Source organism: Streptomyces sp. NPDC017676 (assembly GCF_044329325.1).
Lineage (GTDB): Bacteria > Actinomycetota > Actinomycetes > Streptomycetales > Streptomycetaceae > Streptomyces.
In genome coordinates, this window is sequence record NZ_JBIRJA010000005.1 from 127,711 (window position 1) to 150,110 (window position 22,400).

General features: G+C 71.4%; 20 protein-coding genes. 3 read left to right on the forward strand and 17 right to left on the reverse strand.

Annotation, left to right across the window (positions count from 1 at the left end):
• From efp to ACH4LD_RS12810, 12 genes are all read right to left on the reverse strand, one after another.
• Positions 1–567, reverse strand: coding sequence for an elongation factor P (gene efp / locus ACH4LD_RS12755; RefSeq protein WP_030644726.1), 567 nt, complete (start codon positions 565–567; stop codon positions 1–3).
• Between the two features lie 49 nt (positions 568–616).
• Positions 617–1,723 (reverse strand): aminopeptidase P family protein, encoded by a 1,107-nt coding sequence (locus ACH4LD_RS12760; protein ID WP_398055885.1) that lies wholly within the window; start codon positions 1,721–1,723, stop codon positions 617–619.
• 107 nt (positions 1,724–1,830) lie between these two features.
• Positions 1,831–2,733, reverse strand: coding sequence for a Pro-rich N-terminal domain-containing protein (locus ACH4LD_RS12765; protein WP_398055884.1), 903 nt, complete (start codon positions 2,731–2,733; stop codon positions 1,831–1,833).
• A gap of 164 nt (positions 2,734–2,897) precedes the next feature.
• Positions 2,898–3,989, reverse strand: coding sequence for a 3-dehydroquinate synthase (gene aroB / locus ACH4LD_RS12770; protein ID WP_398055883.1), 1,092 nt, complete (start codon positions 3,987–3,989; stop codon positions 2,898–2,900).
• Positions 3,986–4,468: a shikimate kinase gene (locus ACH4LD_RS12775; RefSeq protein ID WP_103816420.1), complete on the reverse strand. Its 483-nt coding sequence runs from the start codon at positions 4,466–4,468 to the stop codon at positions 3,986–3,988. Before ACH4LD_RS12775 ends, aroB begins: the two co-directional genes overlap by 4 nt.
• A gap of 32 nt (positions 4,469–4,500) precedes the next feature.
• Positions 4,501–5,685, reverse strand: a complete 1,185-nt coding sequence (gene aroC, locus ACH4LD_RS12780; protein WP_398055882.1) for a chorismate synthase — start codon at positions 5,683–5,685, stop codon at positions 4,501–4,503.
• A gap of 163 nt (positions 5,686–5,848) precedes the next feature.
• On the reverse strand, positions 5,849–6,688 hold the full coding sequence (locus ACH4LD_RS12785) for a shikimate dehydrogenase (protein ID WP_398055881.1): 840 nt from the start codon (positions 6,686–6,688) through the stop codon (positions 5,849–5,851).
• Complete coding sequence (gene mltG / locus ACH4LD_RS12790; protein ID WP_398055880.1) at positions 6,669–8,321, reverse strand: endolytic transglycosylase MltG; 1,653 nt, start codon at positions 8,319–8,321, stop codon at positions 6,669–6,671. Before mltG ends, ACH4LD_RS12785 begins: the two co-directional genes overlap by 20 nt.
• 121 nt (positions 8,322–8,442) lie before the next feature.
• Positions 8,443–8,907 carry a Holliday junction resolvase RuvX gene (gene ruvX / locus ACH4LD_RS12795; RefSeq protein WP_132786573.1) on the reverse strand — a complete coding sequence of 155 codons (465 nt, stop codon included), beginning with the start codon at positions 8,905–8,907 and terminating at the stop codon, positions 8,443–8,445.
• 14 nt (positions 8,908–8,921) lie between these two features.
• Positions 8,922–11,594, reverse strand: coding sequence for an alanine--tRNA ligase (gene alaS / locus ACH4LD_RS12800; protein WP_132786572.1), 2,673 nt, complete (start codon positions 11,592–11,594; stop codon positions 8,922–8,924).
• A complete protein-coding gene (locus ACH4LD_RS12805; protein WP_398055879.1) occupies positions 11,594–11,941 on the reverse strand; it encodes a hypothetical protein in 348 nt (115 codons plus the stop codon). Before ACH4LD_RS12805 ends, alaS begins: the two co-directional genes overlap by 1 nt.
• Before the next feature lie 16 nt (positions 11,942–11,957).
• On the reverse strand, positions 11,958–12,395 hold the full coding sequence (locus ACH4LD_RS12810) for a DUF948 domain-containing protein (RefSeq protein ID WP_086011507.1): 438 nt from the start codon (positions 12,393–12,395) through the stop codon (positions 11,958–11,960).
• A gap of 162 nt (positions 12,396–12,557) precedes the next feature.
• Here ACH4LD_RS12810 and ACH4LD_RS12815 point away from each other — a divergent pair, with 162 nt between their 5' ends.
• Positions 12,558–14,729, forward strand: coding sequence for an ATP-binding protein (locus ACH4LD_RS12815; protein ID WP_398055878.1), 2,172 nt, complete (start codon positions 12,558–12,560; stop codon positions 14,727–14,729).
• 21 nt (positions 14,730–14,750) lie between these two features.
• Here ACH4LD_RS12815 and rpsD read toward each other — a convergent pair whose 3' ends face one another.
• The 5 genes from rpsD to ACH4LD_RS12840 all read right to left on the reverse strand — a co-directional run bounded on the left by rpsD (position 14,751) and on the right by ACH4LD_RS12840 (position 19,929).
• On the reverse strand, positions 14,751–15,365 hold the full coding sequence (gene rpsD, locus ACH4LD_RS12820; RefSeq protein ID WP_014671539.1) for a 30S ribosomal protein S4: 615 nt from the start codon (positions 15,363–15,365) through the stop codon (positions 14,751–14,753).
• A 306-nt stretch (positions 15,366–15,671) separates the two neighbouring features.
• A complete protein-coding gene (locus ACH4LD_RS12825) occupies positions 15,672–17,027 on the reverse strand; it encodes a replication-associated recombination protein A (RefSeq protein WP_398055877.1) in 1,356 nt (451 codons plus the stop codon).
• Positions 17,028–17,070: 43 nt separating this feature from the next.
• Positions 17,071–17,727, reverse strand: coding sequence for a vitamin K epoxide reductase family protein (locus ACH4LD_RS12830; protein ID WP_398055876.1), 657 nt, complete (start codon positions 17,725–17,727; stop codon positions 17,071–17,073).
• A gap of 218 nt (positions 17,728–17,945) precedes the next feature.
• Positions 17,946–19,208, reverse strand: coding sequence for a histidine--tRNA ligase (gene hisS / locus ACH4LD_RS12835; protein WP_398055875.1), 1,263 nt, complete (start codon positions 19,206–19,208; stop codon positions 17,946–17,948).
• 13 nt (positions 19,209–19,221) lie between these two features.
• Positions 19,222–19,929, reverse strand: a complete 708-nt coding sequence (locus ACH4LD_RS12840; protein WP_132786568.1) for an MBL fold metallo-hydrolase — start codon at positions 19,927–19,929, stop codon at positions 19,222–19,224.
• Positions 19,930–20,098: 169 nt separating this feature from the next.
• On the opposite strand from ACH4LD_RS12840, the gene ACH4LD_RS12845 reads away from it, so the two are divergent.
• Both ACH4LD_RS12845 and ACH4LD_RS12850 read left to right on the forward strand, forming a co-directional pair.
• Positions 20,099–20,935, forward strand: coding sequence for a peptidylprolyl isomerase (locus ACH4LD_RS12845; RefSeq protein WP_398055874.1), 837 nt, complete (start codon positions 20,099–20,101; stop codon positions 20,933–20,935).
• Between the two features lie 177 nt (positions 20,936–21,112).
• Entirely contained in the window at positions 21,113–22,342 is a 1,230-nt protein-coding gene (locus ACH4LD_RS12850; RefSeq protein ID WP_398055873.1) for a DUF349 domain-containing protein, read from the forward strand.
• The last annotated feature ends 58 nt before the right edge of the window (positions 22,343–22,400 follow it).

Sequence of the window (22,400 nt, forward strand, 5' to 3'; positions counted from 1 at the left end):
TTAGCTGTTCACCCGGCCGAGGTAGTCGCTGGTGCGGGTGTCGACCTTGATCTTCTCACCGGTGGTGATGAAGAGCGGAACCTGGATCTGGTGGCCGGTCTCCAGGGTGGCGGGCTTGGTGCCACCGGTGGAGCGGTCGCCCTGGACGCCCGGCTCGGTCTCCTGGATGGTGAGCTCGACGGCGGCGGGCAGCTCGACGAAGAGGACCTCGCCCTCGTGCTGCGCGACGGTGGCGGTGAAGCCCTCGACCAGGAAGTTCGCGGCGTCGCCGACGGCCTTCCGGTCGATGTGCAGCTGGTCGTAGGTCTCCATGTCCATGAAGACGAAGTACTCGCCGTCCATGTACGAGAACTGCATGTCGCGCTTGTCGACAGTGGCCGTCTCGACCTTGACACCGGCGTTGAAGGTCTTGTCGACGACCTTGCCGGAGAGCACGTTCTTGAGCTTGGTGCGCACGAAGGCGGGGCCCTTGCCGGGCTTGACGTGCTGGAACTCGACGACGGACCAGAGCTGGCCGCCTTCGAGCTTGAGCACCATGCCGTTCTTGAGGTCGTTCGTGGAAGCCACGGTTGCGGAATCTCCTGGACTGACGTACGACCCCGGCGCACGCACCTGCCTAGAGGGCGAGCAGCTCCTTGGTCGTGATGGTGAGTAGCTCGGGTCCGCCGTCCGCCTCGGGGCGTACGACGAGCGTGTCATCGATCCGGACACCGCCCCGGCCCGGAAGGTGGACCCCCGGTTCGACGGTGACCGGCACGCAAGCGTCCAGTTTACCCATGGCCGCGGGCGCCAACTGCGGGTCCTCGTCGATTTCGAGTCCGACACCGTGTCCGGTCAGCGGTGGCAGGGCCTCCGCGTAGCCCGCGGAGTCCAGTACCTGGCGTGCTGCGCGGTCCACGTCGCGGTAGGCGGCGCCGGGTGCCAGGAACTCGCGTCCGGCCCGCTGGGCGGCGAAGACCAGGTCGTACAGCTCGATCTGCCAGTCGGCGGGTGAGGTGCCGATGACGAAGGTGCGGCCGATCTCGCATCGGTAGCCGCGGTAGGTGGCGCCGAGGCAGACCGAGAGGAAGTCGCCCTCCTCCACCCGCCGGTCGGTGGGGCGGTGGCCGCGGCGGCCGGCGTGCGGTCCGGTGGCCACGGAGGTGGGGAAGGCCGGGCCGTCGGCGCCGTGGTCGACCAGGCGCCGCTCCAGCTCCAGCGCGAGGTGCCGTTCGGTACGGCCGACCAGGATGGACTCCAGCAGCTCACCGAGGGCCTGGTCGGCGATCTCGGCGCCGATGCGCAGACAGGAGATCTCCTCCTCGTCCTTGACGACCCTGAGCTGCTCCACGGCCCCGCCGAGGTCGATGAGGCGGAGCTTCGGGGCGACGGAGGCGACGGCCCGGTGCCGGGTGACGGTGAGGTGGTGTTCCTCGACCGCCAGGGAGTCGGCGCCCTGGTCGGCGGCGAGGCCGGCCGCGGCGACGGCGGCGTCGCCCTCGTTCGCCGGGAGGACGTGCAGGCGCAGGTTCTCGTCCGGCTGGCCTTCGTGGGGGCGGTCGTCCGGCGGACCGGCGCACACCAGGACGTCCTCGCCCCTGCCGATCAGCAGCACGGCGCCCTGCGGGGCCGCGGCGGCGAGGTAGCGGACATTGGCCGGGCGGGTGACGAGCGCTGCCGCGGTGCCGGCCGCGTTGAAGTGTTCCCTCAGCCGGGATCGGCGGTTCGCGTACACCTCTGACATGAGATGAGCGTAGGAGGTTTGTCCGGATTATGCCGATCGGCGGGGGCCGAGTGGGGCTGCGGAGCAGGTCGGGGGTGGTGCGGTGGTGTGCTGCGGGCACTCCCCGCTCACCAGCTCGGAGGACTCGCTATCGCCCTGGCCAGGACCTCGTCCAGCACGCGGGCCGTGCCCTGGACGTCCAGCTGGGAGTTGTCGATGATCGGGAGGCCCGAGCCGTACCAGCCGGCCATGCGGCCGTGGATGCGGGCCACCTCCTCGTCCGTGAGGCGGCGGTTGCCGCTGCGTTCGGCGTTGCGCTCCAGGACGACGTCGAGGCCCGGGAGCAGGACCACCGGAAGCAGACCGGGACCCACATGCCGCTTCCAGCCGCCGAGGCCGACGACCGGGCGGTCCGGGAAGACGGCGTCGTCCAGGATGCAGGAGATGCCGTTGGCCAGGAAATTGCGCGCGGCGAAGCCGCAGGTGCGACGGGCCAGGCGGTACTGGGCCTCCGAGTTGTCGTTCCAGCCGGACTGCGGGTCGGCGAAGCCCGAGCGGACCCATTCGCGGACGTCGTCCAGGCTGATGTGGGCCGTGGGGACCCGGCGGTGGTCCGCCCAGTACTTGGCGACGCTGGTCTTGCCCGCACCGGCGGGGCCGATGAGGAGGACGGCGAGGGTGGTCGCCGTCGGGTCCGGTGCCGCGGCCGCGGCGGGCGGGGTCGCGGGGGCGCCGACCGGACCGCCGGGTGGCAGCGGGACGTGTCCGGTGCTGTCGGGGGTCTGCGGTCCGCCGGTGTGCCGCGGCGGCGGGGGCGGCGGCACCTGGCCGGAGGGGGCCGGGGGCTGCTGTGGGGCCGGCGGCACCGGTCCGGGCGGAGCCGGGAAGCCCGGCGGCGGGGGGACGGGGGCGGGCCCCTGGGAGACTCCCGGGTGCGGGCCCGGGTGGTGTGCGGCCGACACCCAGCCGGCGTGCGGGCCCTGCCCCGGCTGGTGGGGCGGCGGCAGCGGAGACCCCACTGCGTGCTGCATCCGTTGCCACTCCGTCTCGTACACACATCTGGCGCTGGCAGCGGGGGCGTGCCCCGCTTGCCACCGAACGGTACCGTCCCCGGCCGTCGTTCGGTGAAACGGCCGGGGGCGGTCCGAAGTGCCCGGCGGGCGAAGGAAACCGGACGCGGGGAGCGGTCCGGGGCCTACTGGCCGACCTCGCCGTAGGCGGCGAGGAGGACGGCCGGGTCCGGCCCTTCCAGGACGGTCGGCTTGGCCAGGCCGTCCAGGACGATGAAGCGCAGCAGGTCGCCGCGGGACTTCTTGTCGACCTTCATCGCCTCCAGCAGCTTGGGCCACTGGTCGTAGCGGTAGTGCAGCGGCAGGCCGACGGATTCGAGGATGCTGCGGTGGCGGTCGGCCGTCGCGTCGTCCAGACGGCCCGCGAGGCGGCCGAGTTCGGCGGCGAAGTGCATGCCGACCGCGACCGCGGCCCCGTGCCGCCACTTGTACCGCTCGTTCTTCTCGATGGCGTGGCCGAGCGTGTGGCCGTAGTTGAGGATCTCCCGCCGGCCGGATTCCTTCAGGTCCGAGGAGACGACGTCGGCCTTGACCCGGATCGACCGCTCGATCAGCTCGGCCGTGTGCGGGCCCGCCGGGGTGCGGGCGGCCTCCGGGTCGGCCTCGATCAGGTCCAGGATCACCGGGTCGGCGATGAACCCCGCCTTGATGATCTCGGCCAGTCCGGAGACGTAGTCGTGCACCGGGAGGGAGTCCAGCGCGGCCAGGTCGCACAGGACACCGGCCGGCGGGTGGAAGGCGCCGACCAGGTTCTTGCCCTCGGCGGTGTTGATGCCGGTCTTGCCGCCGACCGCCGCGTCGACCATGGCCAGCACGGTCGTGGGGATGGCGATCCAGCGCACCCCACGCAGCCAGGTCGCGGCGACGAACCCGGCCAGGTCGGTGGTGGCGCCGCCGCCGACACCGACGAGGACGTCGGTGCGGGTGAAGCCGCACTGGCCCAGTGCCTTCCAGCAGTAGGCGGCGACCTCGGCGGTCTTGGCCTCCTCCGCGTTGGGCACCTGGATCGCCACGGCCTCGTAGCCCTGCCCGGCCAGGTCGGCGCGCAGCGCCTCCCCCGTGTCGGCCAGCGCCTCCGGGTGGATCACGGCGACCCGCTTGGCCTTCGCCCCGATGAGCCCGGCCAGCTCGCCCAGGAGCTGCCGGCCCACCAGCACCTCGTAGGGGTCGGTGCCCGCGGTGCCGGCGACCTGGATCCGGGTGACTGCCTCGCTCATACCTGCTTCAACTCCAGTGCGTCCAGCGCCGCCTGCGCGACCTCTTCCGGAGTGCGTCCGTCCGTCGCGACGACGGCGGTGGCGACCTCCTCGTACAGGTGCCGGCGCGCCTCCATCAACTCCCGCCACTGCTTGCGCGGGTTGACCGCGAGCAGCGGGCGGGCCACGTTCAGACCGGTGCGCTTGACGGCCTCCTCGACCTCCATCGAGAGGTAGAGCACCCGCTGCCCGGCCAGCAGCGCGCGCGTGTCCGGGTCCAGGACCGCCCCGCCGCCCAGCGCGACGACGCCCCGGTGCTCGGCGAGCGCGGCCCGCACGGCGGCCTTCTCCAGGGCGCGGAAGGCGGCCTCGCCCTCGTCCACGAAGATCTCGGCGATGGTGCGGCCCTCGGCCGCCACGATGTCCTCGTCGGTGTCCCGGTAGCCGACGCCGAGGCGGTCGGCGAGCAGCCGGCCGACGGTGGACTTGCCCACACCCATCGGCCCGACCAGGACGACCGCCGGTGTGCCGCTCACCGGATCGCCAGGTTGTCGAGGTACGACCGGACGTTGCGCCGGGTCTCCGCAACGGAGTCACCGCCGAACTTCTCGGCGACCGCGTCCGCGAGGACGAGCGCCACCATGGCCTCGGCGACGATGCCGGCCGCCGGGACGGCGGAGACGTCGGAGCGCTGGTGGTGGGCCTGGGCGGGCTCACCGGTGGTGACGTCCACCGTCCTGAGCGCGCGCGGCACGGTGGCGATCGGCTTCATCGCGGCGCGCACCCGCAGCAGCTCACCCGTGCTGAGGCCGCCCTCGGTGCCGCCCGAGCGGCCGGAGACGCGCCGGATGCCCTCCGGCGTGGACACGATCTCGTCGTGGGCCTGGGAGCCGGGCACGCGGGCCAGCTCGAAGCCGTCGCCGATCTCGACGCCCTTGATCGCCTGGATGCCCATGAGCGCGCCGGCGAGGCGGGCGTCCAGCTTTCGGTCCCAGTGCACGTGCGAGCCGAGGCCGACCGGGACGTCGTAGGCCAGCACCTCGACCACGCCGCCCAGGGTGTCGCCGTCCTTGTGGGCCTGGTCGACCTCGGCGACCATCGCCTTCGAGGTGTCCGCGTCGAGGCAGCGCAGCGGGTCGGCGTCCAGCTTCTCGACGTCGGCCGCAGTGGGGTACACGCCCTGCGGGGCCTTCACGGAGCACAGCTCGACGACGTGGGAGACGATCTCGATGCCGGTCGTCTCCTTCAGGTACGACCGGGCGACCGCGCCCAGCGCCACCCGGGCCGCCGTCTCACGGGCCGAGGCGCGCTCCAGGATCGGGCGGGCCTCGTCGAAGCCGTACTTCTGCATGCCCGCCAGGTCGGCGTGGCCGGGGCGGGGACGGGTCAGCGGCGCGTTGCGGGCCAGGCCCGCCAGCACCTCGGGGTCGACCGGGTCGGCCGCCATGACCTGCTCCCACTTCGGCCACTCGGTGTTCCCGACCATGATCGCCACCGGGGAGCCCAGGGTCAGCCCGTGCCGGACGCCGCCGAGGAACGTGACCTCGTCCCGCTCGAACTTCATCCGCGCACCGCGGCCATAGCCGAGCCGCCGCCGCGCCAGGTGGTCCGCCACCATCTCCGTGGTGATCGGCACGCCGGCGGGAAGACCCTCCAGCGTCGCGACAAGTGCGGGACCGTGGGACTCCCCCGCGGTCAGCCAACGCAGCCTGCTCAACGGTGCTCCTCAGTGCTCGCGCCCGGTACTGCCCGGCGTACGCGCGTCCTCGCGTACGGCGACGGCGCTGCCGGGTGCGCGACCCCGGTACGCCACCTCCGATCCTCCCACGTCCCAGGACGCGGACCGGCCGCCGGTCCAGCAGACGGACGCGTGCGGGGCGTCAGCGGGCCGCGAGGGCCTGCTCGCCGGCGTGCCGCATGGCCTCCAGGGGGCCCGGGGCGTGCCCGGTCATCTGCTCGAACTGGAGCACGGCCTGGTGGACCAGCAGGTCGAGGCCGCTGACCACGGCACCGCCGAACATGGACCAGCGGGCCGCGAGCTCGGTGGGCCAGGGGTCGTAGAGCACGTCGAAGAGGGTGGCGGGGCGTTCGGGTACGGCGGCGGCGAGGGCGTCGGTGGTACCGGCGGGCGTGGTGGCGACGACCAGCGGGGCGCGCAGGGCCCCGGCCGCGTCCGCCCAGTCCGCCGTGCGGACCTCCACGTCGAGGCGCTCGCCCCACTGCCGCATCTCGGCGGCGCGGGCCTCGCTGCGGACGTAGGCGACGATCTCCCCGGTGCAGATCCGGGCCAGCGCGGCGAGCGCGGAGGAGGCGGTGGCGCCGGCGCCGAGGACGGCGGCGGAGTCGACCTGTTCGATGCCGTGCTCGCGCAGGGCCGCCACCATGCCCGGGATGTCGGTGTTGTCGCCGAGCCGGCGGCCGTCGTCGGTGAAGACGAGCGTGTTGACCGCGTCGACCGAGGCGGCCGTGTCGCTGATCTCGTCCACCAGCGGGATGACCGCCCGCTTCAGCGGCATGGTCAGCGACAGCCCCGCCCACTCCGGCCCGAGCTTGTCCAGGAAGCCGGGCAGGGCGGCCTCGTCGACGTCGAAGCTGTCGTACGACCAGCCGGTGAGTCCGGCCGCGGCGTACGCGGCCCGGTGCAGCACCGGGGAGAGGGAGTGGGCGATCGGCGAACCGAGCACGGCGGCACGACGGCCGTCAGTTGCCCGCGTTGGCATTGAACTTGTCCTTGAGCTCTAGGAATTCCGAGTACGTCTTGGCGAATTCGGTGTTGTTCGTTCCGTCCGTCGCCACGAAGTAGATCCAGCCGTCGTGCGTCGGATTCAGCGTCGCCTTCAGCGCGTCCTCGCCGGGGTTGCCGATCGGGCCGGGCGGAAGTCCCGGGTGGCGGTACGTGTTGTACGGGCTCGGGTTGCTGTTGATCTCCTTCTCGGAGATGTGGATGTTGCTCGTGCCCTTGAGGTAGTTGTAGGTCGAGTCGAACTGCAACAGCCGGTTGGTCTCGGTGTTGGTGGGCTTGAGGCGGTTGTAGACCACCTCGGCCATCTTGCGGAAGTCGTCGTGGGTCTTGCCCTCGGCCTGCACCAGGCTCGCGACCGTGACGAGTTCGAAGGCGTTTTTCAGCCCGAGCGCCTTGGCCTTGCCGGTCAGGCCGTAGGCGGCGTACTTCAGCTTGGCCTGGGTGACCATCTGCTTCAGGACGGCGTCGGGCTTCATGCCCTTGGCGGCCGGATAGGTGCCCGGGAAGAGGAAGCCCTCCAGCGGGTCCTTGAGGTCGCTGTCGTTCTGCGCCCAGGCCGGCAGGCCGAGGCTCTTGTAACTCTTCTCGGCGACCTTCTTGGTGGTGCCCGCGGACAGTTCGAGTTTCTTGTCGATGGCCGCGTACACACCGGAATTGCGCTCGCCGGGGGTGACGATCACATTGTTCTGGCTGCGCGGGTCCATCATCAGCCGGACGGCGCTGGCGGCGGACATCTCCTTCCTCAGGAGATAGGCGCCGGCCTGGATTCCGTCGCTGCCCGGTGTCGTGGTCTGGGCGTGGACGAACGCCTCGGCGCTCTTGACGACCCCGGCCTCTTTCAGGCGGCGGCCGATCTCCCAGCCGCCCGCTCCCTTCGGGATCTCGACGGTCACCGTCTCGCTGGTGCCGTCGCCCGCGTAGTCCGGAGCCGTGCCGAAACGATTTTGGTAGAACTTGTAGCCGAAATACCCGACGCCGCCGAGGCCACCGCCGAACACCAGGACGACCACCATGCAGGCGCAGCCGGTGCGCCGCTTCCTGCTCTTGACGGGCTTCTTCCCGCGCCGCTCGCGCCGGCTCTGGAGCTCGTGCTCCTCCTCGTCGTCCGCACCGCCGCCTCCCGCGAAGAAGCCGTGCTCCTCCTCGCCCGCCGCCTCCGGCTCGGGCTCCGGCTCGGGCTGCCGGCGGCCGGGCGGCTCCGGCGGCGGGTAGGCGTCCTCGGTGGGATAGAAGTCGGGCTGCTCCGCGCCGTAGGCCACGGGCTGCTGGCCGTACGGGTCGCCGGGGTCGGCGGCGTAGGGCACATGCCCGTGGGTGCCGGTGGCGTCCCAGCCGCCCTGGTGGAACTGCTGCTGGGTCTGGTGGGCGAACCGCTGGTCGTACTCGGGCCGGCCCGCTCCGTCGTGGTACTGGTGCTGCTGCCCGTCGTACCCGGGCTGCTGTTCCTGGCTCCAGTCGCCGTGCTGCGGCGCCTGCGGATAGTGCTGCGGCTGGCCGCCGTAGGGAGACTGCGGGCCCGCCTGGGCCTGCCGTCCCCATCCGCCGTCCCCGTACAACGGGTCCTCCGGATGCCACGGTTCGGAGCCTTGGCCCCGGCCATACTCAGTCATCGATCCCCTAGAGCCGCGAGGCCGGCGGTCACGCGGCCGGGGGCCGGCTTCCGCTCCGCCTCTTGCTGTGCCCCGGCTGTTCGAACACCGGCGCATCGCGCGGAACGTTACCGTATCGCGATCAGATGACCACTTCGACGCCTTCGCCGGGTGGTTCTCCTGACACCCGTTCGGATTCCAGGGCCTGCTGCAAAATGATGACGGCGGCGGCCTGGTCGATGACCGCACGGCCCTTCTTCGACCTCACGCCCGAGGCGCGCAGTCCCTGACTGGCCGTCACCGTCGTCATCCGCTCGTCCACCAGCCGCACCGGCACCGGCTTGATGCCCTTGGCCAGCTCCTGGGCGAAGGCGCGGACCTTGACCGCGGCCGGGCCCTCGCCCCCCTTGAGGGAGCGGGGCAGGCCGACGACGACCTCGATCGGTTCGTACTCCTCCACCAGCTGACGCAACCGGCGGTGGGCGGCGGGGACGTCCCGGCCCGGGACGGTCTCCACCGGTGTGGCGAGGATGCCGTCGGGGTCGCACGAGGCGACCCCGATCCGGGCGTCCCCGACGTCGATCGCGAGCCGACGTCCTCTGCGCATGTCTCGACCGTCTCCTACTTGGCGGTCTCGGCGACCAGGCGCTCGACGGCCTCGACGGCCTCACCGACGGCGGCCGGGTTCTGGCCGCCGCCCTGGGCGACGTCCGGCTTGCCGCCACCGCCGCCGCCGAGCGTCTTGGCGGCCGTACGGACCAGGTCACCGGCCTTGAGGCCGCGCTCACGGGCGGCCTCGTTGGTGGCGATGACCGTGAGCGGCTTGCCGTTGTTGACGGTGAACAGGGCCACGACGGCGGCCCGTCCGCCCTGGATCCGGCCGCGCACGTCCAGCACCAGCTTGCGCAGGTCGTCCGGTGTGGTGCCGTCCGGGACCTGGCCGGTGACCAGGGCGACGCCCCGCACGTCCTTGGCGGACTCGGCGAGGCCGGCGGCGGCCTGGAGCACCTTCTCGGCGCGGAACTTCTCGATCTCCTTCTCGGCGTCCTTCAGCTTGCCGAGCATGGCGGAGACCTTCTCCGGCAGCTCCTCCGGGCGGCCCTTGAGCAGCTCGGTCAGCTGGTTGACGACCGTGTGCTCGCGGGCGAGGAAGTTGTAGGCGTCGACGCCGACCAGGGCCTCGATACGGCGCACACCGGAGCCGATGGAGGACTCGCCGAGCAGCTTCACCAGGCCCAGCTGGGCGGTGTTGTGCACGTGCGTGCCGCCGCACAGCTCCTTGGAGAAGTCGCCGATGGTCACGACCCGGACCCGCTCGCCGTACTTCTCGCCGAACTCGGCGATGGCGCCCTGCTTCCTGGCCTCGTCGATGCCCATGATGTCGGCGCGCACGTCGAGGTCGCGGGCGAGCACCTCGTTGATCTTCTGCTCGACGTCGGTCATCACGGCCGTCGGCACGGCGGACGGGGAGCCGAAGTCGAAGCGGAAGCGGCCGGGCTGGTTCTCGGAACCGGCCTGGGCGGCCGTCGGGCCGAGGGCGTCGCGCAGGGCCTGGTGGGTGAGGTGGGTGGCCGAGTGGGCGCGGGCGATGGCCGTACGCCGGCGGGCGTCGATGGCGGCGTGGGCCTTGGCACCGACGGTCACCTCGCCGACCTGGACGACGCCCTTGTGGACGTACACGCCCGGGACCGGCTTCTGGCAGTCGCGGACCTCGATCACGGCACCCGAGTCGACCTTGATCCGGCCGGTGTCGCCGATCTGGCCGCCGCCCTCGGCGTAGAACGGGGTGCGGTCCAGGACGACCTCGACCTCGTCGCCCTCGGTGGCGGCCGGGGAGGAGACACCGTTGACCAGGATGCCGACGATCGTGGACTCGCCCTCGGTGTCGGTGTAGCCGATGAAGTCGGTCTCACCGGCGGCGTCGGCGATCTCACGGTAGGCACCGAGGTCGGCGTGGCCGGTCTTCTTGGCCTGGGCGTCGGCCTTGGCGCGCTCCCGCTGCTCCTTCATCAGGCGGCGGAAGCCCTCCTCGTCCACGGAGAGGCCCTGTTCGGCGGCCATCTCCAGGGTGAGGTCGATCGGGAAGCCCCAGGTGTCGTGGAGCAGGAAGGCCTTGTCGCCCGGCAGGACGCTGGAGCCGGAGGCCTTGGTCTCGGTGACGGCGGTGTCGAGGATGTTGGTGCCGGCCTTCAGCGTCTTGAGGAAGGCGTTCTCCTCGGCGACGGCGACCTTCTCGATGCGCTCGCGGTCGGTGACCAGCTCGGGGTACTGCTGGCCCATCATCCGGATCACGACGTCGATCAGGTCCTTGACGACCGGACCGGTGGCGCCCAGCAGGCGCATGTTGCGGATGGCGCGGCGCATGATGCGGCGCAGCACGTAGCCACGGCCCTCGTTGCCCGGGGTGACGCCGTCGCCGATGAGCATGGTGGCGGTGCGCATGTGGTCGGTGACCACGCGGAGGGAGACGTCCGAGGCGTGCGAGTCACCGTAGTGGACGCCGGTCAGCTCGGTGGCGCGCTTGATGACGGCCATGGAGGTGTCGATCTCGTACATGTTCTGCACGCCCTGCAGAATCATGGCGAGCCGCTCCAGGCCGAGGCCCGTGTCGATGTTCTTGCTCGGCAGGTCCCCGAGGATCTCGAAGTTGTCCTTGCCGGTGCCCTCGCCGCGCTCGTACTGCATGAAGACGAGGTTCCAGATCTCCACGTACCGCTCGTCGTTGACGGCGGGGCCGCCCTCGACGCCGAACTCGGGGCCGCGGTCGTAGTTGATCTCGGAGCAGGGGCCGCAGGGGCCGGGGACGCCCATGGACCAGAAGTTGTCCTTCATGCCCAGGCGCTGGATGCGCTCCTTGGGCACGCCGACGACCTCGTGCCAGATCTGCTCGGCCTCGTCGTCGTCCTGGTAGACGGTGATCCACAGGCGCTCGGGGTCGAGGCCGTAACCGCCCTTGTCCTGGGGGCTGGTGAGCAGCTCCCAGGCGAGCTTGATGGCGCCTTCCTTGAAGTAGTCGCCGAAGGAGAAGTTGCCGCACATCTGGAAGAACGTGCCGTGGCGGGTGGTCTTGCCGACCTCTTCGATGTCGGGCGTGCGCACGCACTTCTGCACGCTGGTGGCGCGCGGGAAGGGCGGCTTGACCTCACCCAGGAAGTAGGGCTTGAAGGGCACCATGCCGGCGGGGACGAGGAGCAGAGTCGGGTCGTCCGCGATGAGCGACGCCGAAGGGACGACGGTGTGCCCGCGCTCCTCGAAGAAGCTCAGCCAGCGGCGGCGAATCTCGGCCGACTCCATCAGTGGTCCTCATTCCGGTTGTACGAGTACGTCGTGTTCTCGATGTACTGCGGGTTGTTGCGGTTGTTCTCGATGGCGGCGTACCGCCGGGGCTCCGTCAGTCCGGGGCTCTCCTGGATGCCGAGCGCCTCCTCCAGCTCGGCCTCCCGCTGGGCCATGTTGTCGCGGACGTCGAGCGCGAAGCCGACCGCGCGGTCCTTCAGCCGCTGACCGGTCTCCAGGGCCTTGTTCGCCGCGGTGGCGGCCAGGCTCTCCGGGGTCAGCTGCTTCAGCTTGCGGTTGACCTTGGTGGTGGCCCACACACCGGCGGCGACACCCGTGGTGAACCAGAACGTACGGCGGAACATCGCTCGGTCTCAGTCCTTACTTCCGCTTGCGTCGTGCGGCAGGGACCGTCCGGCCCACGATCACCGTACGCCGGGGCGACTTCCCGGGCACGTCCTCCTCCTTGCGGCCACCGAGCGCCCGGCGGACGCCGTAGCCGAAGGCCGCGACCTTCACCAGTGGGCCGCCGAAGGTCGAGGCGACGGTGGTGGACAGCGCGGAGGCGTTCGACGTCACCTCCTGGACGTCGGAGGCGATCGCGTCGACCCGGTCGATCTGCGTCTGCGCGGAGCGCACCGCCTGGGAGGCGTCGGCGAGCAGCGGGACCGCCTGGTCGGTCACGTCCGCCACGAGCTTGGTGGTCGCCTTGAGCGTCTGGGCCAGCCTCGCGAGCGCGACCGCGAGGAAGGAGACCAGGATCGCCCAGAACACGGCCACCAGGATCCCGGCCACCTCACCACCGGACACTGTGCGCACCCGCTCCCTGAAACGTGCTCTGAACATCGGAACCATGAAAAAGCAGTGTCCCGAGCCTATCGCGCCGGGGCGGAGGCTCCGTACCGGATTACCGGGTGGGGCGGGCGGAGTTGCGGGAAGCGATTGTACGCGGTGAACACGGTTCAGTACGCTCCGTGTCCCATGCGAGGTCCTCACAGCCCCGGCTCCTGGGCGGACGGCGATCCGCCCCTCGAACTCACCGCTTTCGTCGGGCGCTCGGCGGAGGTGGCCGAGCTGACGACGGCGCTCGGTCAGGCGCGGCTGGTGACCGTGACGGGGGTGGGCGGGGTCGGCAAGTCCCGGCTGGCCGCGCGGGTGGCGGCGCGCTGGGCGTCCGGCGGCGCGGCGGGCGCCCCGGGCCGGGGGCGGGTGGAGCTGGCGGCGGTGCGGGATCCGCAGTTCGTGGAGTACGCGGTCGTGGAGGCGCTGGGGCTGACCGACCACACCACGCGCCTGCCCCGGGACACGCTGCTGGAGCATCTGGCCGCGCGGCGGGCGCTGTTGGTGCTGGACGGGTTCGAGCACCTGGTGGCCGCCTGTGCCGATCTGACGGCGGAGCTGCTGCGCAGGCTCCCGGAGCTGCGGGTGCTGGCCGTGGGCCGGCGTCCGCTGGGCCTCGCGGGCGAGCGGCTGTTCCCGCTGGCGCCGCTCGGCGAGGACGAGGCGGTGGAGCTGTTCACGGACCGGGCCCGGGCGCAGGGCGTGCCGGTGGCCGACGGCGCCGTGGTGCGGGAGCTGTGCCGGCGGCTGGAGGGCATCCCGCTGGCGCTGGAGCTGGCGGCCGGGCGGCTGCGGGCGCTGTCCCCGGCGCAGTTGCTGCGGCGCCTGGACGACCGGTTCCGGCTGCTGACCGGTGGCGGCCGGGACGTCCTCCCCCGGCACCAGACGCTGCGCACGGCGATCGGCTGGAGCCACGAGCTGTGCTCGCCGGCCGAACGGCTGCTGTGGGCCCGGCTGTCGGTGTTCGCGCACTCCTTCGACCTGGAGGCGGCCGAGTACGTGTGCAGCGGTGACGGGCTGGCCGCCGAGGACGTGCTGGACGTGCTGTCGGAGCTGCTCGTCCAGTCGGTCGTCTCCCGCGAGGAGACCCCGGCGGGCCCGCGCTACCGGATGCTGGACACGGTCCGGGCCTACGGCGCCGAGTGGCTGGAGGCGACCGGGGACGCGGGCCGGCTGCGCAGACGGCACCGTGACTGGTACCTGGGCCTCGCCACCATGTGCGAGCTGGACTGGTTCTCGCCCCGGCAGCGGGAGGTGGCCGCGCGGGTCGAGGCGGAGCTGCCGAATCTGCGGACCGCGCTGGAGTTCTGCCTGACCGAGCCCGAGGAGGCGCACCTCGGCCAGCATCTGGCGGGTTCGCTGTGGTTCTGCTGGGTGGGGTGCGGCCGGCTCGCGGAGGGGCGGCGGTGGCTGGAGCGCGGCCTGGAGCTGGACTCGGAGTACGAGCGGTCCCGGCTGAAGGCGCTGTGGGTGCTCGGCTATGTGGCGATCCTTCAGGGCGACACCGTACCGGCGCTCCAGGCGCTGCGGATGTGCCGTGAGCAGGCGGAGCGGTCGGCCGATCCGACGGCGGTGGCGTACGCCGAGCACCGCACCGGCTGTCTCGCCCTGGTCACGGACGACATGGCCCGCGCGGAAACGCTGCTGCGGTCGGCGCTGGACCGCTACCAGGAGATCGGCGAGCTGAACAGCAACGTCCTGATGGGCCAGGTGGAACTGGCGATGACACGGGCGTTCCAGGGGGATCTGCCGGACGCGGTGCGGCTGTGCGAGGACGTGCGCCGGGTCTGCGAGGACCACGGGGAGCGGTGGGCGCGGTCGTACGCCCTGTACGTGCTGGCGTACGCGGCCTGGCAGGGCGGTGACGCGGCCCGTGCGCGGGAGCTGCTGGCGGACTGCCTGGACAACGCGCACGGCTTCCACGACCTGCTGGGCACGGTGCTGTCGGTCGAGCTGCTGGCCCTGGTGACGGTGACGCAGGGCGATCCGGTGGAGGCCGCGGTGCTCCAGGGCGCCGCCGGGCGGATGTGGCCCTCGGTCGGGCTGCGGCTGTTCGGCTCGGCCTACTACAACGCCCCGCACGAGCAGTGCGAGGCCATGGCCCGGGAGGCGCTGGGCGACGAGCACTACGAGGAATGGGTGCGCCGGGGGGCGCGGCTGGACCGGGAGACCGCCGTGGCCCGCGCGCTGCGGAAGGACGGACGGCCGCTGCCGGCGCTGCCCGCACCCCGGGGACCGGTCCCGCGCACCCGCCCCGGACAGCGCGAACCCGCCGCCTCGCCCACCCGGAAGGGCGGGGAGACGGCGGGCTGAGGACCTACGCCGTGACGGGGGTCAGCGGGCGTAGTACTCGACGACGAGCTGCTCGTCGCAGATGACCGGAACTTCCTTGCGGTTCGGCTCGCGGTCCAGGCGGAACGCCAGGGCCTTGAGGTTCACCTGGAGGTAGCGCGGGGTCTCGCCGTCGGGGGCGAAGCCACCCTCACGGGCGATCTGGAAGAGCGTCTTGTCCTTGGAGCGGTCGCGGACCTGCACGACGTCGTCCGGGCGGACGCGGAAGGACGGCTTGTCGACCTTCTGGCCGTTGACCTGGATGTGGCCGTGCACGACCATCTGGCGGGCCTGGTAGATCGTGCGGGCGATGCCCGAACGCAGGACCAGCGCGTCGAGGCGGCGCTCCAGCTCCACGATCAGGGCCTCGCCGGTCTTGCCCTGGACCTTGGACGCGCGCTCGTAGGCGCGGACCAGCTGGCGCTCGGAGATGTCGTACTGAGCGCGCAGGCGCTGCTTCTCCAGCAGACGGACCTTGTAGTCCGAGTTCTGCTTGCGGCCGCGGCCGTGCTCACCCGGCGGGTAGGGGCGGGCCTCGAAGTACTTGACGGCCTTCGGGGTCAGCGCGATGCCGAGGGCACGCGACTTCTTGACCTTGGGGCGGGACTGGTTCGCCACTGTCTTTCGTCTCTTTCGTAGTGTTCGGCTCGTCAGTGTTGAGGGAGGTCGCATCCGCAGCCGGGAAAACCCGCCGGGTCCGCAGGGGACCTGCCGGGCAGCCGCTTCCCTGGTCTGGGCACATACGTGCAGCACGCGAGTGGCCCACCGACCGTCCCCGGAACTCCGGGGGGTGGTGGGCTGCCCGCGACACCGTTCGACGGTGCGCGACGCTCCTGGAGCCGGTCCGCGCGGGACCGGTTCTCCGGCTGGTTGTCCCGCTCTGACAGCACGGGACTCAGCACTTCGGAGCAGTCTACAGGGTGCTCAGGACCGCTTGCGACCGAGGCGCTTGCGGGTCCACTCCACGGCGTCCGCGTATCTGGCCTCGGCGCCGTGCCGGCTCGGGGTGTAGTACTCGCGGTCCTTCAGGGCGTCCGGGGCGTACTGCTGCTCGGCGATGCCCTCGGGCAGGTCGTGCGGGTACACGTACCCCTGGGCGTGGCCGAGCTTGGCCGCGCCCTTGTAGTGCCCGTCGCGCAGGTGCGGCGGCACCGGTCCGGCCAGTCCCTTGCGTACGTCCTCCAGGGCGGCGCCGATCGCGGTGGTCGCGGCGTTGGACTTGGGGGCGAGGGCCAGGGCGATCGTGGCGTGGCTGAGGGTGAGCGCGGCCTCCGGGAAGCCGATCATGGCGACGGCCTGGGCGGCGGCCACGGCGATGGGCAGCGCGTTCGGGTCGGCCAGGCCGATGTCCTCACTGGCGGAGATCATCAGGCGGCGGGCGATGAACCGGGGGTCCTCGCCGGCCTCGATCATGCGGGCCAGGTAGTGCAGGGCCGCGTCGACGTCGGAGCCGCGGATGGACTTGATGAGGGCGCTGGCGACGTCGTAGTGCTGGTCGCCGTCGCGGTCGTACTTCACCGCGGCCCGGTCGACCGTCTGCTCCAGGGTCCGCAGGCCGATCTCGCTCTCGCCCTGGTCCAGGGCGGCCCCGGCAGCGGCCTCCAGGGCGGTCAGGGCGCGGCGGGCGTCGCCGCCGGCGATGCGGAGCAGGTGCTCCTCGGTGTCCTCGGGGAGGGCGACGGCCTCCTTGAGGCCGCGTTCGTCGCTCAGCGCTCGGCGGAGCAGTGCGCGGATGTCGTCGTCGGTGAGCGGTTCGAGGGTGAGCAGGAGGGAGCGGGAGAGCAGCGGGGAGATCACCGAGAAGTACGGGTTCTCGGTGGTGGCCGCGATCAGGGTCACCCAGCGGTTCTCCACGGCCGGGAGCAGGGAGTCCTGCTGGGCCTTGCTGAAGCGGTGGATCTCGTCCAGGAAGAGGACGGTCTCCTTGCCGAAGGCGCCGGTGGCGCGGCGGGCGCCGTCGATGACCGCGCGGACCTCCTTGACGCCCGCGGTGATCGCGGACAGCTCCACGAACCGCTTGTTCGTCGCCTTCGAGACGACGTAGGCCAGGGTGGTCTTGCCGGTGCCGGGCGGGCCCCACAGGATCACCGAGGACGGGCCGGCCGGGCCGCCGTTGCCCTCGCCGACCAGCCGGCGCAGCGGGGATCCCGGCCCGAGCAGATGCTGCTGGCCCACGACCTCGTCGAGGGTGCGCGGGCGCATGCGTACCGCCAGGGGGCTGGCTGCCGGATCCTTCTCCTGGCGTTCTTCTGCTGCTGCGGTGAAGAGGTCGGGTTCCACGCTGAAACCCTAGAACACCGCACTGACAATCCGGCCGGGACCGTCAGCTGGTCCAGAAGTCCCACCAGCGGGTGAGGACCAGCATGCCGATGATGCCGACGTGCACGACCGGCAGCACCCAGGTGAACTCGCCGAAGAAGGACTTCAGCCAGCGCGGGGACGGCAGGAAGTCGTTGCGGATGTTGAACGAGGTGACGTACCAGAACATGGTGATCGTGGCGACCCAGGCCAGCGAGCACCACAGGCACAGCGCGTTGATCCGGTACAGGGACTGGAACTGCAGCCAGGTGCAGAAGGCCACGCCGAAGAGCGTGCCGAAGTTGAAGGTCAGCCAGTACCAGCGCGGGAACCGGGCGCGGGCCAGCAGGCTCATGCCGACGCAGACGACGATGCCGTAGGCGACCAGGCCGAGCATCGGGTTGGGGAAGCCGAAGGCGGCGGCCTGCTTGCTCTCCATGACGCTGCCGCAGGAGACGACCGGGTTGAGGCTGCACCCGGGGGTGAACGTCTTGCCGGCGACCTTGGCTTCCAGCAGCTTGAACTTGTCGATCGTGATGACCCAGGCGGCCAGCAGTCCGGCCGCGCCGGTGATCACCAGCAGGATGGCGAAGGCGCGGCTGCCGCCGACCGCGCGCGGGGCGTCGGCGGCGCGCTCCGGGCCGGGCTCCGCGGAGACGTCTTTGACTGTCGTCTTGCTCATCACGCCGATTCCGTCACTTGAGACTGGACCATCTTCGGGCACGGGTCATTGTGCCGCACACGCGTGTGTGCGCACCGTTCGCTCCGCATAAGGATGTACGTACGACGGGTACCGCCTGTTCGGTTCCGGACAGCGCCGGCCGCCTCGCGCGGTACGTACGACGAAGGCGCCGGACGTCCCCTCGGGAGAGCGTCCGGCGCCCACGCGCGCGTGTGCCGTCAGCCGAGCCGCGATTCCAGCTCCGCCACGATCTCGTTCACGCCGATCGCCGCCTGCTCGCCGGACTCCATGTCCTTGAGCTGGACGACGCCCTCGGCGAGGTCGCGCTCACCGGCGACGAGGGCGTAGCGGGCGCCCGAGCGGTTGGCGTTCTTCATGGCGCCCTTCAGGCCCTTGCCGCCGTACGCGAAGTCCGCCGCGATGCCCACCTTGCGCAACTCGGTGACCTTGGCGAACAGCACCCGGCGGGCCTCCTCGCCGAGCGGGACGGCGTAGACGCTGGTCGAGGCCGGGATGTCCAGTTCGACGCCCTCGGCCTCCAGCGCGAGGACCGTGCGGTCGACGCCCAGGGCCCAGCCGACGGAGGGCAGCGCGGGGCCGCCGATCATCTCGGACAGGCCGTCGTACCGCCCGCCGCCGCCCACCGCGGACTGCGAGCCGAGGCCGTCGTGCACGAACTCGAAGGTGGTGCGGGTGTAGTAGTCCAAGCCGCGCACCAGCTTCGGGTCGTCCTCGAACGAGACGCCCGCGGCCGTGATCAGCTCTCGGACCTCCTCGTGGTACGCCTTGCACGCGTCGCACAGGTAGTCGCGCAGCAGCGGCGCGCCGGTGAGCTGCTTCTGGACCGACTCGCGCTTGTCGTCGAGGACCCGGAGCGGGTTGATGTCGACGCGGCGGCGCGTGTCCTCGTCCAGGTCCAGGCCGCGCAGGAACTCCTGCAGCGCCGTCCGGTACACCGGGCGGCACTCCCTGTCGCCGAGGCTGTTCAGCAGGATGCGGAAGTTCCTGAGGCCCAGCGAGCGGTACGCCTGGTCGGCCAGGATGATCAGCTCGGCGTCCAGCGCCGGGTCCTCGGCGCCGATCGCCTCCGCGCCGACCTGGGAGAAGTGCCGGTAACGGCCCTTCTGCGGGCGCTCGTAGCGGTAGTAGGAGCCGGAGTACCAGAGCTTGACCGGGAGGTTGCCCGACTTGTGCAGGTTGGCCTCCAGGGCCGCGCGCAGCACGGACGCCGTGCCCTCGGGGCGCAGGGCGAGCCTGTCGCCGCCCTTGGTCTCGAAGGCGTACATCTCCTTGGTCACGATGTCGGTGGACTCGCCGACACCGCGCGCGAAGAGTTCGACGTTCTCGAAGCCGGGGGTCTCGATGTAGCCGTAGCCGGAGTCGCGCAGCGGCGCGGCGATCGCCTCGCGGACCGCCAGATACTTCGCCGAGTCCGGCGGGATCAGGTCGTAGGTGCCCTTGGGGGCCTGGAAGGCGCTCACGGAAGGTCTCTCGTCACATTCCTCGTCGGGGAGCCTCGGCGGCTCCCTGGCCGGCCGCCACCTGCCGCAGGTAGGGGTTGGTGGCGCGCTCCTGGCCGATGGTCGTCTGGGGGCCGTGGCCGGACAGGACCACGGTGGAGTCGTCGAGGGGCAGGCACACACGCGCCAGCGACCGCAACATGTCGTCCATGGATCCGCCCGGCAGGTCGGTGCGTCCGATGGAGCCGGCGAACAGCAGATCCCCGGAGAAGAACACCGACGGCACGTCGGCGGTCTCGGGCATCCGGAAGGTCACCGACCCCCTGGTATGCCCCGGCGCGTGCGCGACGGAGAACTCCAGGCCCGCCAGTTCGAGGCCGGCGCCGTCCGTCAGCTCCTTGACGTCGTCCGGCTCCCCCACGGTCAGCTCGCCCATCAGCGGCATGCCGATGGAGCGGCCGAGCGCCTTCTCGGGGTCGCTCAGCATGTACCGGTCCTCGGGGTGGATCCAGGCCGGGACGTCGTGCGCCCCGCAGACGGGGACGACCGACGCGACATGGTCGATGTGGCCGTGGGTGAGGACGACGGCGACGGGCTTGAGCCGATGCTTCCTGAGCGCTTCCTCGACGCCTTCGGCGGCCTGGTGGCCGGGGTCGATGATCACGCACTCCTCACCGGCGGCGGGGGCGACGAGATAACAGTTCGTCCCCCAGGCCCCGGCGGGGAACCCGGCAATGAGCACGATCGTCCTTCGTTGTGTCGATTACGGGCGGCTTCCGCTGCAGTCAGAGCCTACCGGCGCTGCCGTTTCCTCAGCCAACCCATATACGGTACGGGGCTACACGCAGCGGTCGGATCACGAGGACGCACGCGTACCGCCCGACACATGACACGCATGAGGAGAGAACCCGGTGGTCAGCCAGGAGCAGCGGCGGCGTCAGCTCGCCCGGGAGAAGTTCTTGCGGCAGCAGCAGCGGCGCACCGAGGCGCGGCGCAAGGCCCGCCTGCGCAACTCCGTGATCGCGTCGGTACTGGGCGTGGTCGTGATCGGCAGCGTCGCCCTGTACACGACCGGGGTGCTGAAGGACGACGGCGACAAGAAGGAGAACGCGAGCGCCGAGGTCACCCCGGGCGCCAGCCCGAGCTCCGCGCCGACCGGCAAGGCCCCGGACCCGTGCGCGAAGCCGGCGGCCGGCTCGGTGGAGAAGCTGAGCTGGAAGAAGGAGCCGACGATGACGATCGACACGTCGGCGAAGTACACGCTGAAGCTCGCGACGACGTGCGGTGACATCGGCATCGCGCTGAAGACGTCGGCGGCCCCGCACACGGTGAACTCGTTCGACTTCCTCGCGGGCAAGGGCTACTTCGACCACACCAAGTGCCACCGCCTGACCACCCAGGGCATCTACGTCCTGCAGTGCGGCGACCCGCAGGGCACCGGCACGGGCGGTCCGGGCTACACGCTCCCGGACGAGAACCTCAAGGACAAGAGCCTGAAGAACAACACCTACCCGGCGGGCACGGTGGCGATGGCCAACACCGGCCAGAAGCACACCGGCGGCAGCCAGTTCTTCCTCGTCTACAAGGACAGCCCGCTGCCGCCCAGCTACACCCCGTTCGGCACGATCGACGCGGCGGGCATGAAGGTGCTGAACAAGATCGCCGCGGCCGGCGAGAACACGGGTGCCGGTGACGGTGCGCCGAACGCGACGGTCGTGATCAACAAGGCGACCGTCAGCAAGTCCTGAGGCCGGCCGTCACCAAGTCCTGAGGTCAACGGGGGCCGGGAACGGCGGGCTGCCGAATTTCGGTCGCGCTGGATGCGGACAGGCAACCCGCTGGTCGCCTATGTTGGCCGTGACGAAACTGTGGACGATGCCCGGGGGTGCTGAGGCCCCTCGCAGGCATCATGTGGAGGAGGCGCTGTGAGCAGCGACCCGTGGGGCCGCGTCGACGAGACGGGGACCGTGTACGTGCGTACGGCCGACGGCGAGAAGGTCGTCGGTTCCTGGCAGGCCGGCTCCCCCGAGGAGGCGCTGGCCTACTTCGAGCGCAAGTACGAGGGCCTGGTTGTCGAGATCGGCCTCCTCGAAAAGCGAGTGCGGACCACCGACCTGTCGGCGAAGGACGCCCAGGCCGCCATCGACCACCTGCGCGAGCAGGTGGACGCGCACCACGCGGTCGGCGACCTGGACGCGCTGCGGGGACGGCTGGACAAGCTGGTCGAGACCGTCGAGGCGCGCCGCGAGGAGCGCAAGCAGCAGCGGGCCCGGCAGTCCGACGAGGCCCGCAAGGCCAAGGAGGACCTGGTCACCGAGGCCGAGCAGCTGGCGCAGTCCGACCAGTGGCGGGCCGCCGGGGAGCGGCTGCGGGCGCTGGTGGACACGTGGAAGGGGCTGCCGCGCCTCGACCGCAAGTCCGACGACGAGCTGTGGCACCGCTTCTCGCACGCCCGGTCCGCGTTCTCCAAGCGCCGCAAGGCGCACTTCGCGCAGCTCGACGCGCAGCGCGAGGAGGCCCGCCGGACCAAGGAGCGGCTGGTCGCGGAGGCCGAGGCGCTGTCGGACTCGACGGACTGGGGTCCCACGGCCGCCCGGTACCGCGAGCTGATGGCGGAGTGGAAGGCCGCGGGCCGCGCCCAGCGCGAGCACGAGGACGACCTGTGGAACCGCTTCCGCGGCGCCCAGGACGTGTTCTTCGCCGCCCGCAGCTCGGTCTTCGCCGAGCGGGACGCGGAGCAGTCGGAGAACCTGAAGCTGAAGGAGGAGCTGGCCGAGGAGGCCGAGAAGCTCCTGCCGATCACCGACCTGAAGGCCGCCCGGGCCGCCTTCCGCTCGATCAACGAGCGCTGGGAGGCCATCGGTCACGTCCCCCGGGACGCCCGGCCGAAGGTCGAGGGCCGGATGCACACCGTCGAGCGGGCGCTCCAGGAGGCCGAGGAGGCCGAGTGGCGCCGCACGAACCCGGAGGCACGCGCGCGTGCGGAGGGTCTGACCGGTCAGCTCCAGGCCGCCGTGGACAAGCTCAGGGCGCAGATCGAGCAGGCGCGCGCCCAGGGCAACAACGCCAGGGCCGACAAGCTGGAGAAGGAACTGGAGGGCCGCCAGGCGCTCCTGGACCAGGCCCTGAAGGGGCTGCAGGAGTTCGGCGGCTGAAATCCCCCCGCTAGGCACTCGGAGGGCCCCGTACGAGGCGTACGGGGCCCTCCCTGTG

Coding starts and splice junctions, on each gene's coding strand:
- ACH4LD_RS12760 (WP_398055885.1), bottom strand. CDS start 1,723: ATGTCAGAGGTGTACGCGAACCGCCGATCCCGGCTGAGGGAACACTTC.
- ACH4LD_RS12765 (WP_398055884.1), bottom strand. CDS start 2,733: ATGCAGCACGCAGTGGGGTCTCCGCTGCCGCCGCCCCACCAGCCGGGG.
- aroB (WP_398055883.1), bottom strand. CDS start 3,989: ATGAGCGAGGCAGTCACCCGGATCCAGGTCGCCGGCACCGCGGGCACC.
- ACH4LD_RS12775 (WP_103816420.1), bottom strand. CDS start 4,468: ATGGGTGTGGGCAAGTCCACCGTCGGCCGGCTGCTCGCCGACCGCCTC.
- ACH4LD_RS12785 (WP_398055881.1), bottom strand. CDS start 6,688: ATGCCAACGCGGGCAACTGACGGCCGTCGTGCCGCCGTGCTCGGTTCG.
- mltG (WP_398055880.1), bottom strand. CDS start 8,321: ATGACTGAGTATGGCCGGGGCCAAGGCTCCGAACCGTGGCATCCGGAG.
- ruvX (WP_132786573.1), bottom strand. CDS start 8,907: ATGCGCAGAGGACGTCGGCTCGCGATCGACGTCGGGGACGCCCGGATC.
- alaS (WP_132786572.1), bottom strand. CDS start 11,594: ATGGAGTCGGCCGAGATTCGCCGCCGCTGGCTGAGCTTCTTCGAGGAG.
- ACH4LD_RS12805 (WP_398055879.1), bottom strand. CDS start 11,941: ATGTTCCGCCGTACGTTCTGGTTCACCACGGGTGTCGCCGCCGGTGTG.
- ACH4LD_RS12815 (WP_398055878.1), top strand. CDS start 12,558: ATGCGAGGTCCTCACAGCCCCGGCTCCTGGGCGGACGGCGATCCGCCC.
- ACH4LD_RS12830 (WP_398055876.1), bottom strand. CDS start 17,727: ATGAGCAAGACGACAGTCAAAGACGTCTCCGCGGAGCCCGGCCCGGAG.